The sequence below is a fragment of the Aliiroseovarius sp. genome, assembly GCF_030148435.1.
GTDB lineage: Bacteria > Pseudomonadota > Alphaproteobacteria > Rhodobacterales > Rhodobacteraceae > JASBTN01.
The window spans coordinates 60,665-76,703 of record NZ_JASBTN010000069.1 but is presented as its reverse complement, the minus strand read 5'-3'; the positions used below and the strand labels follow the sequence as shown (position 1 = coordinate 76,703).

At 63.4% G+C, this 16,039-nt stretch carries 12 protein-coding genes; 6 read left to right on the top strand and 6 right to left on the bottom strand.

Annotation, left to right across the window (positions count from 1 at the left end):
* From Q1V43_RS12745 to radC, 3 genes are all read left to right on the top strand, one after another.
* Positions 1 to 708 (top strand): Hsp70 family protein (locus tag Q1V43_RS12745; protein WP_300518549.1); only part of this gene is annotated, 708 nt, incomplete at its 5' end.
* 80 nt (positions 709 to 788) lie between these two features.
* Positions 789 to 1,940: a molecular chaperone DnaJ gene (gene dnaJ, locus Q1V43_RS12740; protein WP_300518547.1), complete on the top strand. Its 1,152-nt coding sequence runs from the start codon at positions 789 to 791 to the stop codon at positions 1,938 to 1,940.
* A 73-nt stretch (positions 1,941 to 2,013) separates the two neighbouring features.
* Positions 2,014 to 2,757: a DNA repair protein RadC gene (radC, locus tag Q1V43_RS12735; RefSeq protein ID WP_300518545.1), complete on the top strand. Its 744-nt coding sequence runs from the start codon at positions 2,014 to 2,016 to the stop codon at positions 2,755 to 2,757.
* A gap of 8 nt (positions 2,758 to 2,765) precedes the next feature.
* Here radC and Q1V43_RS12730 read toward each other — a convergent pair whose 3' ends face one another.
* From Q1V43_RS12730 to secA, 3 genes are all read right to left on the bottom strand, one after another.
* Positions 2,766 to 4,316, bottom strand: coding sequence for a phosphate ABC transporter substrate-binding/OmpA family protein (locus Q1V43_RS12730; protein WP_300518543.1), 1,551 nt, complete (start codon positions 4,314 to 4,316; stop codon positions 2,766 to 2,768).
* A gap of 21 nt (positions 4,317 to 4,337) precedes the next feature.
* Positions 4,338 to 5,402: a hypothetical protein gene (locus Q1V43_RS12725; RefSeq protein ID WP_300518541.1), complete on the bottom strand. Its 1,065-nt coding sequence runs from the start codon at positions 5,400 to 5,402 to the stop codon at positions 4,338 to 4,340.
* A 242-nt stretch (positions 5,403 to 5,644) separates the two neighbouring features.
* Positions 5,645 to 8,338: a preprotein translocase subunit SecA gene (gene secA / locus Q1V43_RS12720; RefSeq protein WP_300518539.1), complete on the bottom strand. Its 2,694-nt coding sequence runs from the start codon at positions 8,336 to 8,338 to the stop codon at positions 5,645 to 5,647.
* A gap of 177 nt (positions 8,339 to 8,515) precedes the next feature.
* On the opposite strand from secA, the gene Q1V43_RS12715 reads away from it, so the two are divergent.
* From Q1V43_RS12715 to Q1V43_RS12705, 3 genes are read left to right on the top strand one after another with little or no spacing between them, the layout of a single operon-like run.
* Entirely contained in the window at positions 8,516 to 9,358 is an 843-nt protein-coding gene (locus Q1V43_RS12715; RefSeq protein WP_300518536.1) for a peptidylprolyl isomerase, read from the top strand.
* A gap of 7 nt (positions 9,359 to 9,365) precedes the next feature.
* Positions 9,366 to 10,667: a bifunctional glutamate N-acetyltransferase/amino-acid acetyltransferase ArgJ gene (gene argJ, locus Q1V43_RS12710; RefSeq protein ID WP_300518533.1), complete on the top strand. Its 1,302-nt coding sequence runs from the start codon at positions 9,366 to 9,368 to the stop codon at positions 10,665 to 10,667.
* A gap of 36 nt (positions 10,668 to 10,703) precedes the next feature.
* Positions 10,704 to 11,120, top strand: a complete 417-nt coding sequence (locus Q1V43_RS12705; protein ID WP_300518530.1) for a (deoxy)nucleoside triphosphate pyrophosphohydrolase — start codon at positions 10,704 to 10,706, stop codon at positions 11,118 to 11,120.
* A gap of 95 nt (positions 11,121 to 11,215) precedes the next feature.
* On the opposite strand, the gene infB is transcribed toward Q1V43_RS12705, so the two are convergent.
* From infB to nusA, 3 genes are read right to left on the bottom strand one after another with little or no spacing between them, the layout of a single operon-like run.
* Positions 11,216 to 13,729 carry a translation initiation factor IF-2 gene (gene infB / locus Q1V43_RS12700; protein WP_300518527.1) on the bottom strand — a complete coding sequence of 838 codons (2,514 nt, stop codon included), beginning with the start codon at positions 13,727 to 13,729 and terminating at the stop codon, positions 11,216 to 11,218.
* Entirely contained in the window at positions 13,726 to 14,364 is a 639-nt protein-coding gene (locus Q1V43_RS12695; protein WP_300518524.1) for an RNA-binding protein, read from the bottom strand. The genes infB and Q1V43_RS12695 overlap by 4 nt, the downstream gene beginning before the upstream one ends.
* Positions 14,365 to 14,387: 23 nt before the next feature.
* Positions 14,388 to 16,037, bottom strand: a complete 1,650-nt coding sequence (nusA, locus tag Q1V43_RS12690) for a transcription termination factor NusA (protein ID WP_300518522.1) — start codon at positions 16,035 to 16,037, stop codon at positions 14,388 to 14,390.
* Positions 16,038 to 16,039: the final 2 nt, after the last annotated feature.

Genomic DNA, 16,039 nt, shown 5'->3' with positions numbered 1-16,039 from the left:
ACCCGCCTGATCGACCGCAACACCACGATCCCGACCAAGAAGAGCCAGATCTTCTCGACCGCCGAAGACAACCAGAACGCCGTGACCCTGCGCGTGTTCCAGGGCGAACGTGAAATGGCCGCGGACAACAAGATCCTGGGTCAGTTCAACCTCGAGGACATCCCGCCGGCCCCGCGCGGCATGCCGCAGATCGAAGTGACCTTCGACATCGATGCCAACGGCATCGTGTCGGTCGGCGCCAAGGACAAGGGCACCGGCAAGGAACAGTCGATCACGATCCAGGCCTCGGGCGGCCTGTCCGACGAGGACATCGACGCGATGGTCAAGGACGCCGAGGCCAATGCCGAGGCCGACAAGGAGCGCAAGGAGCTGGTCGAAGCCAAGAACCAGGCCGAAAGCCTCATCCACTCGACCGAGAAGTCGATGGAAGAGCACTCGGACAAGGTCGACCCGACCACGATCGAAGCGATCGAACTGGCCATTGCCGCCCTGAAGGACGTGATGGAAGAAGAGAACGCCGACAAGATCAAGTCGGGCATCCAGAACGTGACCGAAGCGGCCATGAAGCTTGGCGAAGCCATTTATAAGGCCAGCCAGGAAGAGGCGGCCGGTGAAGCCCCCGAAGCCGACGCCGCCGACGAGCCGCGCGGTGTGGACGACGACATCGTCGACGCCGACTTCGAAGATCTGGACGACGACAAGCGCTAAGTCCGGGTCCGGTCGGACCCTTTCGCGGCCGGCCCCGATGATCGGGCCGGTCGCTTGCGTTTCCTAGGGATAAAATACTGATGGCAAAACGCGATTATTACGAGGTGTTGGGCGTCGCCAAGGGCGCTTCGGCAGAGGAGATCAAGAAGGGCTATCGTCGCAAGGCGAAAGAGCTTCACCCCGACCGCAACGCCGACAACCCGGATGCCGAGGCCCAGTTCAAGGAAGCGAACGAGGCCTATGACGTCCTGAAGGATGCCGACAAGAAAGCGGCCTATGACCGCTATGGCCATGCGGCTTTCGAAGGCGGCATGGGCGGTGGTGGCCACCCCGGCGGCGGTTTCCGTGGCCAGGGCGATTTTGCCAGCGCGTTTTCGGACGTGTTCGACGATCTCTTCGGCGATTTCATGGGTGGTGGCCGTGGCGGCGGCGGCGGCGGGCGTGCCGCGCGCGGCTCGGACCTGCGCTACAACCTGCGTGTCACGCTCGAAGATGCCTATTCCGGTCTGCAGAAAACGATCAACGTGCCCACCTCGGTCGGCTGCGAGGACTGCAATGGCACCGGTGCCGAAAGCGGCGCGGAGCCGACCATGTGCCCGACCTGTTCGGGCATGGGCAAAGTCCGCGCGCAGCAGGGTTTCTTCACCGTCGAACGCACCTGCCCGACCTGTCAGGGCATGGGCCAGATGATCAAGAACCCCTGCGGGTCGTGCCATGGCGCGGGCCGCGTGGAGAAAGATCGCTCGCTGGCGGTGAATATCCCCGCCGGTGTTGAAACCGGCACCCGCATCCGCCTGGCGGGTGAGGGCGAGGCCGGCATGCGCGGCGGGCCGTCGGGCGACCTCTACATCTTCATCGAGGTGCAGGACCACGCTCTGTTCGACCGCGAAAGCATCCACCTGCACTGCCGTGTTCCGGTCTCGATGACCACCGCCGCCCTTGGGGGCGAGGTCGAGGTACCGACGATCGACGGCGGCCGGAGCCGGGTCAAAATCCCGGCGGGCTCGCAGAACGGACGCCAGATGCGCCTGCGCGGCAAGGGCATGCCCGCCCTTCGCGGTGGTGGCGCGGGCGACATGTATATTGAACTGGGGGTCGAAACTCCGGTGAACCTGACGTCGAAACAGAAAGAGCTGCTGCGCGAGTTCAACGAACTCAGCGAAGAGAACAACCCGGAAAGCTCGAACTTTTTCTCGAAGGTAAAAAGCTTCTGGGACGGGATGAAGGGTTAACCGTTAACCCCTGGTTTACCACTTGCATGCAAGTGTCGGTGTCATGAAGCACCGACACTTCTCTTTTGGCGAAATGCCCCAGAGCCTGTTCGACGTGGACGAGGCGCCGGTCGTGCCGGTTGCCAAGGACACAAAGGGGCAACTGCCGTCCTATATCAGGGATCACCGCGCGCGCCTGCGCGAACGGTTCATGCTGGGCGGGGCCACGGCAATGCCGGATTACGAGGTGCTGGAACTTGTGCTGTTTCGTGCCATCCCGCGTCAGGACGTCAAGCCCCTGGCGCGGCTCCTGCTGGAAACCTTCAAGGATTTCAATGGTGTGCTATCGGCACCCGTCGATCGGCTGCACCAGGTCAAGGGCGTGGGCGATGCGGTGATACGGGAGCTCAAGATTGTCGAGGCCGCAGCCCACCGTCTGGCCCGAGCCAGGGTCATGCAGAAACATGTAGTGACCTCCTGGGACGCGCTGCTGGACTACTGCCACACCACCATGGCCCACCGCGAAACCGAACAGTTTCGCGTGCTGTTCCTGGATCGGAAGAACGTGCTGATTGCCGATGAGGAACAGGCCCGGGGAACGGTGGATCATGTGCCGGTCTATCCGCGCGAAGTGGTGAAACGGGCGCTTGAGCTGAATGCCTCCGCGATCATCCTGGTGCACAACCACCCCTCCGGCGATCCGACTCCCTCAGACAGTGACATCACCATGACACAGCGGGTCGAAGACGCGGCGCGCGCGCTGGGGCTGACGCTGCACGATCACCTGATCATCGGAAAATCACGCGAGTTGAGCTTTCGCGCACAGGGGTACCTGTGACCATTTAATCAACGCAGCCACACCTCAACCCGCCGGTTCACGCCCCGGCCCCAGGCGCTGTCGTCACAGGCCAGGGGCAGGGCCTCGCCGAAGGCATGGACCGTTATATCGGGCAGGGGGCCTTCGACCTCTTCCGCCAGGATGGCCCGTACCCCTTCGGCCCGGCGCCGGGCGATCTCCACATTCTGCTCCGCGCCGCCCTGTCCGTCACTGAAGCCGACAAGCGACAGGGCCCGACCGTCGAAGCGGCCGGATTCCAACGCCCGCGCCAGCGTTGCGACATTCGAACGCGACGGGGCATCCAGCACGACCGAGCCGCCTTCGAAGCGGAAAGTGATCGACAGCCGCGCGTTTCCTGCCATCAACCCGGCCAGCCGCTGCAGCTGTTCCAGAGTGACCTCGGGTCCGGCGGCACGCAGCGCATTGGCCAGCCGGTCGCCCTGTTCACGCGCGGGCACCTCGTCAAATCGCCGGTCGACAAAACCCGCGCGGCGCACCACGAATTGCGCCGCGTCCGAACGCATGTAGCGCAGAAAATCGCGAGCCAGGCGCGGCAAGCGGCGGCCGGGCAGATACAGGTACATTGGCGTTGTCAGCGGGTAATCCTCGGCCTTGATGGTGGCGCGCGTGGCTGCAAGATCGAATCCGCAGCTGCCGGTCAGCGTGACCACCTGCGCGTCTCCCGGGTTGGAAAACCCGGTAATGCCAATGCCGAACGGATCTTCGGCCACGGCACGGGTGACGGCAGCATCGCTGGCTTGTATCAGCACGCTGTCGGCCAGGTCGCCGCCCTGCGCAGTGACCACTTCGCTGGTGAATACACGGCCAAACCCATAGGACGGGTCGCGCAGATAGGGTGTGATCGGTGCATCCTCTCCGCCAAGTTCGGACCAGTTGGTCACAACGCCGGAATAGATCTGCATCAGCTGGGTCAGCGACAGGCGGCGGACCGGGTTGCCGGCGGACACCACCGGCACCAGCGCATCCAGCGCGATGACCCGTACCTGGCGCAACGACCGCAAGTCGCCCAGACCCGCGTCGCGGACCAGGGCGCGTTCGCGCCCGGTCGCCTCGCGCATGGAAAGCACCATGTCCGCCTCGTTGCCAAGGAGGTCGGCAAAGCCTTCGGTCGAGGTGGTCAGGCGTATGGTGATCCGCGCGGCCGGCTGGCGGGCATCGCCTTCGAACAGGGTATAAAGCAGCCCGGTGCCCGACAGTTCCTCGCGTTGCAGCGCATAGGAGTGACGCAGGGCAAAGCCTTCGATCAGCGCGGGGATCAGCACGCGACCCATTTCATGGGCACCGGAGATAGTAAACTCGGCGACATAGCTGCCCAGGTTCGGACAGCCGGGCCCCTCGCAGCTGACCCCGGAGGCATCAACCGTCAGCACGCCGTATTCCGTCTCGACGCGATAGAATTCGCCATCGAAACCAAGCAAGTCGCCATCGAGCGTGATGGATCCGTCTCGGGCCCGCAGTGTCACGTCATCGGCCCGCGCAAAGGCGGTGAAGCTTGTAAGAAAAAGCGCGGCGAGAACCGCCGCGCGCAGAATGATCATGACCCGCCCCTGTTGCCAGCGTCAGTTGCTGGCGATCTTCAGGTCTCGGGGCAGGTTTTTCAACACCAGAAATTCACCAACAGCGTCGCAACCGGGCGCACCGAAGGACAGGTCGGTCAGGCTCAGCCCGTCGCGCGGAGAGTTGCGCAGCAAGGTGGCCTGGATGGCGCTATCGCAAGCCTCGGCCAGAATCTCGGCCTCGACCGAAACCTCGGGGCGGCGACCCGCGTCGATCAATTCAACCGGATAGGTGTAGATATCCGCGGTCCAGCCACCGGCAACAGATCCCGTAACGGTAAAAAATCCACCTTCACCGGCCTGTGCGCGCGCTGCGGTCCCCGGGTGATTGGCGTGCATGTGGCCCGGTTCATCATAGGTGGCGCCGTTTTCCAGCGCGTGCAGCCCCATGCCGGTCACGCCCCGCCATACAAGGGCGACACGTTCGAAATCCGCCAGGGTGGGCACGAAGGCCTCGACCTCGGCCTGGCGTCCGTCCGCGAAATGCGCCAGGAACCGCGCGTCTTCGACCATGGCAGGCAGATCGACAAGAAGCAAGCCGGTGTCATCCAGCTGTTCGGTAATGCGCAATCCGGCATGGGTGATCTCGACCTGCTCCCCTGCGTGGCATGGAGATTCAAGAGCGAGCGCGACCATCGCAGCGGGTGCGGAGGTGGCGGTGAAGCCTGTTTCACAGTCCGGGTCTGCACCGGGCGACGGGTCCAAGGCATCTGTCTTGGACATCGAGCCCACCTGCAACGCGGTTTCGGCTTCCGCACCGGGAGAAACGGGATCAGCAAAAGGCGCAATGGCAATCGGTGACGCGGCGATGACCGGGGAGATGACCGGGGCCACCTCGGCACGTACAGGCTCCGGCACGACTTCCGGGACCGGCGGCTCAAGCGGAATGTCCACGGGTTGGGGAGCGGTGAAAAGCGTGTCAGGCACGGCGGCAGCGACCAGAGCGGGCTTGGACAGCGGTGCGCCCGCCGGAAGGGGAACCCCTTTCTGCATGAAAAAGCCGGCAGCAGCGGCAATAGCCAGGGTCGCGCCGACGGTTATGGCCTTCTTCCTGTCGATCACATGCATGGCGATCTCCTTCCACTCGAAACCAGTGTGAGGATCACCGGAAATTGCGCCGATCTGATGGAGTTCACATGGCTTTTCCACCTCAGGATGAGGCGGATTTCCTTATAATAAGTTACTCTTGCCGTCGACAGGCCACATTTCCGCCAGCTTCCCGCCGCCCGATTTCGGAAACACAGGCCCCTACAAGCCCGGTATCGTTTCCGAAATCGAAATTAGCCCGAAGCTCCGTGCGGGCTGTCTCCTCAGAAGCCGCCGTGGCAGTGCTTGAACTTCTTGCCGGAGCCACAGGGGCATTGATCGTTGCGGCCCGGGTTGCCCCAGGTGCTCTGATCGTTTTCGTCAAAACCGGGGAGGGCGTCGCCCGACGGCTCTTCGGCGGGCGCGGGCGCGGCAGCAGCAGCCTGGGCAGCCTGCTGTTTCAGATACTGTTCCATCAACGCGCGCTGTTCCTCTTCAGACATCGGTCGCACCTGAGCCAGTTGTTGGGTCACGTCCTCGCGCAGACCGTCAAGCAGGTTGCCGAACAGTTGGAACGCCTCGGTCTTGTATTCGTTCAGCGGATCGCGCTGTGCATAGCCGCGGAATCCGACGACCGAGCGCAGGTGTTCGAGCGTCAGAAGGTGTTCCTGCCATTTCTTGTCGATTGTCTGCAGCAGCACCTGCTTTTCGATATTGCGCATGGTCTCGGGGCCGAAATCGACCGCCTTTTTGGCCATGAACTCGTCGGATGCGTCATAGAGCTTCTCGCGGATGGTGTCGTCATCCGCGCCTTCCTCGGCCGCCCAGTCGATCACCGGCACGTCGATGCCGACCTTTTCCATCACCGAGGCATAGAGCCCCTGGGTGTCCCACTGGTCTGCGTAGCTCTTCGGCGGCATACAGCCATCGACGAGGTCGTCGATCACCTGGTGACGCATGTCCTGGGCGATTTCCGACAGGTCTTCGGTTTCCATGATCTCACGACGCTGGGAGAAGATCACCTTGCGCTGATCGTTCATCACGTCATCGAATTTCAAAAGCTGCTTGCGGATGTCGAAGTTGCGGCCTTCGACCTTGGCCTGGGCGCGTTCAAGCGACTTGTTCACCCAGGGGTGCACGATCGCTTCGCCTTCCTGCATGCCCAGGGTCGACAGGACCTTGTCCAGGCGTTCCGAGCCGAAGATGCGCATCAGGTCGTCTTCGAGGCTCAGGAAGAAGGCCGAACGGCCCGGGTCGCCCTGACGGCCCGAACGGCCGCGCAGCTGATTGTCGATGCGGCGGCTTTCGTGGCGTTCGGTGGCCAGAACGAACAGGCCGCCGGCTTCCAGCACCTTGGCCTTTTCCGCGGCGTGTTCGCCTTCGATCTTGGTGCGCACGGCTTCGGGATCGGCCTCCGGGTCGGCGGCCAGGGCCTCCATCACCTTCATCTCGACATTGCCACCCAGCTGAATGTCGGTGCCGCGGCCCGCCATGTTAGTGGCGATGGTCACGGCGCCCAGACGGCCGGCATCGGCAACGATCTGCGCCTCGCGTTCGTGCTGGCGGGCGTTCAGCACGTCATGCGGGATGCCCGCGGCTTTCAGCAACTGCGACAGCATCTCGGATTTCTCGATCGAGGTGGTGCCCACCAGCGTCGGCTGGCCCTTTTCATGCGCTTTCTTGATTTCCGCGACCACGGCGGCGTATTTCTCTTCGCCAGTCCGATAGACCGCGTCGTGTTCGTCCTCGCGGGCGATCGGCTTGTTGGTCGGCACCTCGACCACGCCCAGCTTGTAAATCTCCAGGAATTCCTCTTCCTCGGTCAGGGCCGTGCCGGTCATGCCCGCCAGCTTGTCATAGAGGCGGAAGTAGTTCTGGAACGTCACCTGGGCCAGCGTCACGTTTTCGGGCTGGATATTGCAGCCTTCCTTGGCTTCGATGGCCTGGTGCAGACCTTCGGACAGGCGGCGGCCCGCCATCATGCGGCCGGTGAATTCGTCGATCAGCACAATCTCGCCGTTGCGCACGATATAGTCCTTGTCCCTGGTGAACAGCTTGTGAGCACGCAGGCCCTGGTTCACGTGGTGAACCAGCGTGGTCGATTCCGGGTCATAGAGCGTCTGACCTTCGGGCAGCAGGCCCAGAGCAGACAGGCGCTGCTCAAGGAACTCGTTGCCCTCGTCGGTATAGGTCACGTTGCGTGACTTTTCATCCAGGGTGAAATGGTCGTCCAGCACCTCTGGGATCAGCTTGTCGATGGCAACATAGAGCTCCGAACGGTCCTGGGCCGGGCCCGAGATGATCAGCGGTGTGCGGGCCTCGTCGATCAGGATCGAGTCGACCTCGTCCACGATCGCGAAATGGTGGTCGCGCTGGTACATGTCCTTCAGGTTGGACTTCATGTTGTCGCGCAGATAGTCGAAGCCCAGCTCGTTGTTGGTGGCATAGGTCACGTCGCAGGCGTAGGCGTCCTTCTTTTCCGCGTCGGGCTGCTGCGGGTAGACGACGCCGGTGGTCATGCCCAGGGCGCCATAGACCTTGCCCATCCATTCGGAATCCCGACGGGCGAGGTAGTCGTTCACGGTGACGATATGCACGCCCCGGCCGGTCAGCGCGTTCAGATAGGCGGGGAAGGTGGCAACCAGGGTCTTGCCCTCACCGGTCTTCATCTCGGCGATATTGCCCTCGTGCAGAAAGATCCCACCCATCAACTGGGTGTCGAAGGCGCGCAGGCCCAGGGCGCGTTTGGCAGCCTCGCGGCAGTTGGCGAAGGCCTCGGGCAACAGGTCATCCAGCTTCTCGCCCTCGGCGACGCGACGCTTCAGCTCTTCGGTCTTGTCGACCAGCCCCTGATCGTCCAGCTTGGCGAACTCCTCCTCGAGCGCGTTGATCTTGGCAACCACCTGGCGCGTGGCCTTGATCTTGCGATCATTCGGCGTGCCAAAAATCTTGCGCGCCACAGTTCCGATACCAAGCATGTTCTATCCGCCTCGACAGGTTCAATCCAATTTGATGAGAGGGTACTTGCCCGTCCCCCTTGGGACCCGTATCTAGAACGGAAGGAACCGGCGCTCTCAAGCCTTCGGAGGATGTAGGCGCAGGGGGTAAAACTGTCAACATTGCCGGGCTTTCCGGCCCCTTTCGAGGATCTTTTCATGTCGAAACGTCACAGCTTTCTGATCGGGGCGGCAATGGCCGTGGCCCTGGCCCTTCCGACCGCCGCAGAGGAAGTTACCGCCGACACCATTGTCGCCACGGTCAATGGCGAAACCCTGACCCTGGGACACCTTGTCGCGGCCCGCTCGGCCCTGCCGCAGCAGTACCTGCAGCTGCCCGACGACGTTCTGTTCGAAGGCCTGCTTGAGCAGATGATCCAGCAGATCGTGCTGACACAGGCCGTGGGTGAGCTGGACCGGCGCGTTCTGGCCACGCTGGAAAACGAGCGCCGCGCGCTGATTGCCGGGGTGATGCTGCAGGGCGTGATCGAAGAGGCGATCACTGAAGAAGCGTTGCAGGAAGCCTACGACGCGCAGTTCGCCAATGCCGAACCGACCGAGGAATGGAATGCCTCGCACATCCTGGTCAGCAGCCAGGACGAAGCCGATGCGCTCATCGAAGAGCTTTCCGGCGGCGCCGATTTCGCCGCCCTTGCCAAGGAACATTCGACCGGCCCCTCAGGCCCCAGTGGCGGTGAACTGGGCTGGTTCTCTTCCGGCATGATGGTTCCCGCCTTCGAGGCCGCCGTGATGGAGATGGAAGTCGGCGCGGTCTCGGAACCGGTCGCGACCCAGTTCGGCTGGCACGTGGTCAAGCTGAACGACAAGCGCCTGCAGGGCCCGCCGCCGCTGGAAGAGGTCCGGGACCAACTGGCCGAGGCCATCCAGGGCACCGCGATGGAAGAGGCGATCGCCGCGCTGATGGCAACCGCTACAATCGATCGTCCGGACCTGTCGGCAATCGACCCGGCGACGCTGAAAGACGAAACCCTGATCGACTGACGGAAGAATGGGCGCCAAGGCAAAAATCAAGAAGCTTGAAAAACGGCTGAAGAAGCTCAAGGCCAAGCTCAAGGCGGCGACGACCCATACGCATGCAGTCGCGCCGCTTGCACCTGCCGGGTTCCCCGCGCTGCCGGTCATTGCCGGCGCGCGGTTCTCGGCGGTAAAGGCGGGGGTGAAATATGCCGACCGCCTGGACGTGATGCTGGCAGAGCTGCAACCGGGCACCGCGATTGCCGGGGTGTTCACCAAGTCCTCTACCCGGTCCGCCGCGGTGCTGGATTGCCAGGACAAGATTGGCTCCGACCCTGCCGCCGGCGCGGCGATCATCGTCAATGCGGGCAATTCCAACGCCTTTACCGGGCAGGCCGGCTTTGCCTCGGTTGCCAAAATCACCGGTGCCGTGGCCGACAGGATCGGTGTGCCGGAAAACAGGGTCTATTCCGCCTCAACCGGCGTTATTGGGGAACCTCTGGACCCGGCGATCCTGACCGATTGCCTGGATGAGCTGCAAGGCACTCTTGTGCCCGATTCGCTGGAACAGGCAGCCGAGGCGATCCGCACCACCGACACCTTTGCCAAGGGCGCCAAGGCCGAGGTGCGCGTGGGCGATCGCCTGGTACATATCGCGGGGATCGCCAAGGGCTCGGGCATGATCGCACCGGACATGGCGACGATGCTGGTTTTCATTTTTACCGACGCGAAAATCGACCAGCCGGTGTTGCAGCAAATGCTGGGAGAGCTGACCGATCAAACTTTCAACAACATCACGGTGGACAGCGACACCTCTACGTCGGACACGCTGATCGTCGCGGCCACCGGCGCCTCGGATGTCGGCGTGGATGCCGATCACGCCGGGTTCCGCAAGGCCCTGCGCGACGTCATGATGGATCTGGCCCACCAGGTGGTGCGCGACGGTGAAGGCGCGACCAAGTTCGTCGAAGTGCGCGTTACCGGGGCCAGGACCGATGCTGATGCCCGCACCCATGCGCTGGCCATCGCCAATTCACCGCTGGTCAAGACCGCAGTGGCCGGTGAGGACCCCAACTGGGGCCGTATCGTCGCTGCAATCGGCAAATCCGGCGCCTATGCGGAACGGGACAGGCTGTCGATCTCTTTCGGCAATATCCTGGTGGCCGAAGGCGGCTGGGTCTCGCCCGCCTACCGCGAAGAGGACGGCGCCCATTACATGAAACATGACGAGCTGCTCCTCCATGTGGACATGGGTCTGGACGCGGGCAATGCGCAGGTCTGGACCTGTGATCTGACTCACGGCTACATCCAGATCAACGCGGATTACCGGTCGTAGCCGGGAACGGGTTTCTTCGAAAAGGGGCTGGGCGCGATGGACGCGACACGCAATACGAATGTCATACTGGTCTCGGCTGTTGCGCTGATCGACCGGGATGGGCGGGTGCTTCTGGCGCAGCGCCCGGAAGGGAAATCCATGGCCGGTCTTTGGGAGTTTCCCGGTGGCAAGGTCGAACCGGGGGAGAGCCCGGAAGTCGCATTGATCCGCGAACTACACGAGGAGCTGGGCATTGACACCTGGGCCTCCTGCCTTGCCCCGCTGACCTTCGCCAGTCATGCCTATGACGACTTCCACCTGCTGATGCCGGTCTTTGCCTGCCGCAAATGGGAGGGCACGCCGCATCCGAAGGAAGGGCAGAAACTCGCCTGGGCGCGGCCGCAGAACCTGCGGGATTACCCGATGCCGCCGGCGGATATACCCCTGATCCCGATGCTGCGCGACTGGCTTTAGCTGTGATTCGGACGCCGTTCAGCGACATTTGCTGACGGAACGAAAAAGGGACGGCGTTTGCCGTCCCTTTCCGTTTCTGGTGCTGGGCGAGACCTTTACTCCAGGGTCCGCGCCACTTCCTCACGTTCGAAGATCTCGATGACGTCCTGCGGGCGGATGTCTTCGTAGTTCTCGAAGGCCATGCCGCATTCCTGACCGGACTGCACTTCCTTGACCTCGTCCTTGAAGCGCTTGAGCGTCTTCAGCGTGCCTTCGTGGATCACCACGTTGTCGCGCAGGAGGCGCACACCGGCCGAGCGGCGCGCGACACCTTCGGTAACAAGGCAGCCGGCAACCTTGCCAACACCCGATACCTTGAAGACTTCGCGGATCTCGGCGTAGCCGATGAAGTTCTCACGCACTTCGGCGGACAGCAGGCCCGAGGCGGCAGCTTTCACGTCATCCACCAGGTCATAGATGACCGAGTAATAGCGGATCTCGACACCTTTCTGGTTCGCCGAATTGCGCGCGGACGCATTGGCGCGGACGTTGAAGCCGATGACCGGCGCGCCGGAGGCTTCCGCCAGGCCGATATCAGTCTCGGTAATCGCGCCGACACCGTAATGCAGAACGCGCACGCGCACTTCGTCGTTGCCGATCTTTTCCATCGCCTGAACGATCGCCTCGGCAGAACCCTGCACGTCGGCCTTGACCAGGATCGGCAGCTCGGCGACGTTCTGATCCGCCTTGGCCTTGGCCATCATCTGTTCCAGCGTGGTCGCGGCACCGGCAGCGGCGCGCTTGTCCTTGGCGGCCTGAATCCGGTAGTCGGCGATCTCGCGCGCCTGGGCTTCGGTGTCGACCACGTTCAGAACGTCACCGGCTTCGGGCGTTCCGTTCAAACCCAGCACCTCGACGGGCTCCGACGGACCGGCTTCGTTGACGCGGTCGCCCTTGTCGTTGACCAGTGCGCGCACCTTGCCCCACTGTTCGCCGACGACAAAGATGTCGCCCTGCTTCAGCGTGCCGTTCTGCACCAGAACGGTGGCAACCGGGCCACGGCCCACGTCGAGCTGCGCTTCGATCACCGCGCCCGAGGCCGAGCGATTCGGGTTGGCCTTCAGTTCCAGAACCTCGGCCTGCAGCGCGATGGCTTCCAGAAGTTCGTCCAGACCGTCACCGGTATGGGCCGACACTTCGACATCCTGCACGTCACCCGACAGTTTCTCGACAATCACCTCGTGCTGCAGCAGATCAGTGCGCACCTTGTCCGGGTTCGCGGCCGGCAGGTCACATTTGTTGATCGCGATGATCATTGGCACTTCGGCGGCCTTGGCGTGGTTGATCGCCTCGATCGTCTGCGGCATCACGGCGTCATCCGCCGCAACGACCAGCACGACGATGTCCGTCACCTGGGCGCCCCGGGCACGCATCGAGGTAAACGCGGCGTGGCCGGGCGTATCCAGGAAGGACAGCGTGGTGCCATCGTCGGTCTGCACCTGATAGGCGCCGATGTGCTGGGTGATCCCGCCCGCTTCGCCGGCCGTCACCTTGGCGTTGCGGATCGCATCCAGAAGCGAGGTCTTGCCGTGGTCCACGTGGCCCATGATGGTGATCACGGGGGGGCGCGGCTCCAGGTCTTCGTCCTTGTCCTCGACGCTATCGATCACGTCCTCGACGTCGGCGTCCGAAACGCGCACGATCTTGTGGCCGAATTCCTCGATGATCAGTTCGGCAGTATCCTGGTCGATCGACTGGTTCTGCGTGATCATCATGCCCATGTTCATGAGCGACTTGATCACGTCGGCCACGCGTTCGGCCATGCGGTTGGCCAGTTCCGACACCACGATGGCCTCGGGCACCTGCACGTCGCGCACGACCTTTTCGCGCGGCTCGGCGCCGCCCATGGCCTTCTGGCGCAGGCGGTCCTGCTTGCGCTTCATCGCGGCGACCGAGCGATGCCGCCCGCCTTCACCGCCACGCAGCGCCTGGTTCACGGTCAGCTTGCCCGAGCGACGGTTGTCGTCCCGGCTGCCCTTGCCGCGGGTCTGTTTCTGGTCGCGTTCGTTGCGGTCCGTCTTGCGCGGCGCGGACGAGGATTTGCCGGTGCCACGGGCCTCGGCCGCCTGTGCGGCAGCCGGATCGGGCGCGGGCTGAGCCTTGGCGGCCTTTTCGCGGACCTTGGCCTCTTCAGCTTCGCGCTTCTTGCGCTCTTCTTCCTCGGCCTTCGCCTTCAGCGCGGCTTCGCGTTCGCGTTCCTCGCGTTCCTTGGCCTCGGCCTCGGCACGGCGACGGGCGCGCGCCTCCTCGCGGGATTTCTCTTCCGCAGCACGCTTGGCGGCCTCTTCGACCTCGCGGGCCTTGGCGGCCTGCAGCGCCTTCAGGCGGCGCTCCATTTCGGCGTCCGAAATCCCGGCGGGACGTTTCGAGGGATCCCCCTTGGCGGGTCCACCCTTGGCACCCGCCGCTTTCGCTGCCGAAGCCGTACCGGGCTTGGGCACCACAACGCGGGGCTTGCGTTTGGTTTCGACCACAACCTTGTTCGTCCGTCCGTGGGAGAAGCTCTGCTTCACCTGACCCGGGCGGTTGCCACGGATCCCCAGGGTCTTTTTGCCGTCATTTTCGCTCATCTGGTCTTCGTACCTTTCCGGCGCCGATTTGCGCCGACATCCTCTTGCGCGCGCAAGCCTCGCAGCTTTGCGGCTTCCTCTACTACACGAGAGGTCAAACCGCCAGCGGCGAGCGCGCCATGTATCACATTTTCCCGCCCGAAAGCCAAACCCAATTCATTCGCGGTCAAAACGCCAATGAAACAGTCCCGTCCCGGGGGGGGGCGGAGCTTGGATTTCCCGCGCTCCGAACCATCGCTGGCCTGGATCAGCACTTTCGCCTGATCCTTCATCAGCCAGTCTTTCACTTTCTCATAGCCGGCCACAGCCTGGCCGGCCTTTCGCGCCAGACTGACCAGGTGCACCACCCGATCCGCCAGCGCCTTTTCCAGGTCCTCGACCAGCCCCTCAGGGACCGAGACCTTACGCTTTGCTCCGCGCGAAAACAGACCTTTCGCCACGGCTTTCTCAAGCGCCTTGCGGTCGGCCGAGACCCAGATGCCGCGGCCCGGCAGCTTGCCCAACAGGTCAGGCACCACCTGATCGTCGGGCCCGACCACGAAGCGGATCAGCCCAGCGCGCGGCTGAGTCTCTCCGGTCGCGATGCAGCGCCGTTCGGGCTCGTCCGCTCGCGATTTCTGACCCCCGCGCGTCATGGCGCTTGCTCCGAGGCCTGGGGTCAGGCCCCGGCCTCCCCGGTCAGTGCGTCGGTAACTTCTTCGCCGTCGACTGCCTCGCCTTCTTCACCTTCCTCGGCGTCGGCTTCCAGATCGGCCAGGTCGACCCAGCCCAGCATGACCCGAGCGGTCATGACCAGGGTCTGCGCTTCTTCGAGGCTGATGCCAAAGGGCTCCAGCACACCGTCGTCCTTCACACGCTCGCCGTTCTGCGAGGTCCAGCCGCCGGCCAGTTCCCAGTCGGCACAGGTGGCGAAATCCTCCAGCGAAAGAACCCCGTCCTCGGCCAGAGCCTGGATCATCTGCGGGGTCAGGCCTTCGAAGCTGAACAGGCTGTCCTGCACACCCAGCTCCTGGGCGCGTTCGATCGCCTTGCGGTTCTGCTCGTCGATGAAGTCGCGGGCGCGGGCCTGCAGCTCTTCGGCGGTGCCTTCATCGACACCGTCGATCACCAGAAGCTCGTCCTGCTCGACATAGGCGACCTCTTCGAGGTTGGTAAAGCCTTCGGCCACCAGCAACTGGGCAAAGAACTCGTCCAGATCCAGCGTGTCCATGAACAGCTGGGTGCGCTCGGCGAATTCCTTCTGACGGCGCTCGCTTTCCTCGGCCTCGGTCATGATGTCGATGTCCAGGCCGGTCAGCTGGCTGGCCAGACGCACGTTCTGACCGCGACGGCCGATCGCCAGCGACAGCTGCTCGTCCGGCACGACGACTTCGATACGCTCGGCGTCCTCGTCCAGAACGACCTTCGACACTTCGGCCGGCTGCAGCGCATTCACCAGGAAGGTCGGAGTATCCTCGTTCCACGGAATGATGTCGATCTTTTCGCCCTGCAGCTCGTTCACCACGGCCTGCACGCGCGATCCGCGCATACCGACGCAGGCGCCGACCGGGTCGATCGAGTTGTCATAGGAAATCACCGCAATCTTGGCGCGCGAACCCGGGTCACGGGCCACCGCCTTGATCTCGATGATGCCGTCATAGATTTCCGGCACTTCCATCTTGAACAGCTCGGCCATGAATTCCGGCGCGGTGCGGCTGAGGAAGATCTGCGGGCCGCGGGTCTCGCGGCGCACATCCTTGACGAAGCAGCGGATACGGTCGTTCGGGCGATAGCTTTCGCGGCCGAACTTCTCGTTGCGGCGCAGGATGGCTTCGCCGGCGCCCACGTCGACGATGACGTTGCCGTATTCCTCGCGCTTGACCTGACCGTTGATGATGGTGCCGGCGCGGTCCTTGAATTCCTCGAACTGGCGGTCCCGTTCGGCTTCGCGCACCTTCTGCAGGATCACCTGCTTGGCGCTCTGAGCGGCGATACGGCCCATTTCGACCGGCGGGACTTCTTCGGTGTAGACGTCGCCAACCTTCGGGTCGTCCATATACTGTTTCGCCTGTTCGACGGTGAATTCGGCCTGGTAGTTCTCCAGCTCCTCATCCTCGACCACGGTGCGCACGCGGGTAAAGGTCGCGCGGCCGGTCTTGCGGTCGATCGAGACGCGAATGTCCATCTCTGCGCCGTAGCGGCTCTTGGCGGCACGCGCCAGGCTTTCTTCCATCGCCTCGATGACCAGACCGGGGTCGATCATCTTTTCGCGGGCCACGGCCTCGGCGGTTTGCAAAAGCTCCAGCTGGTTTGCGGAAGTGATTGCCATCG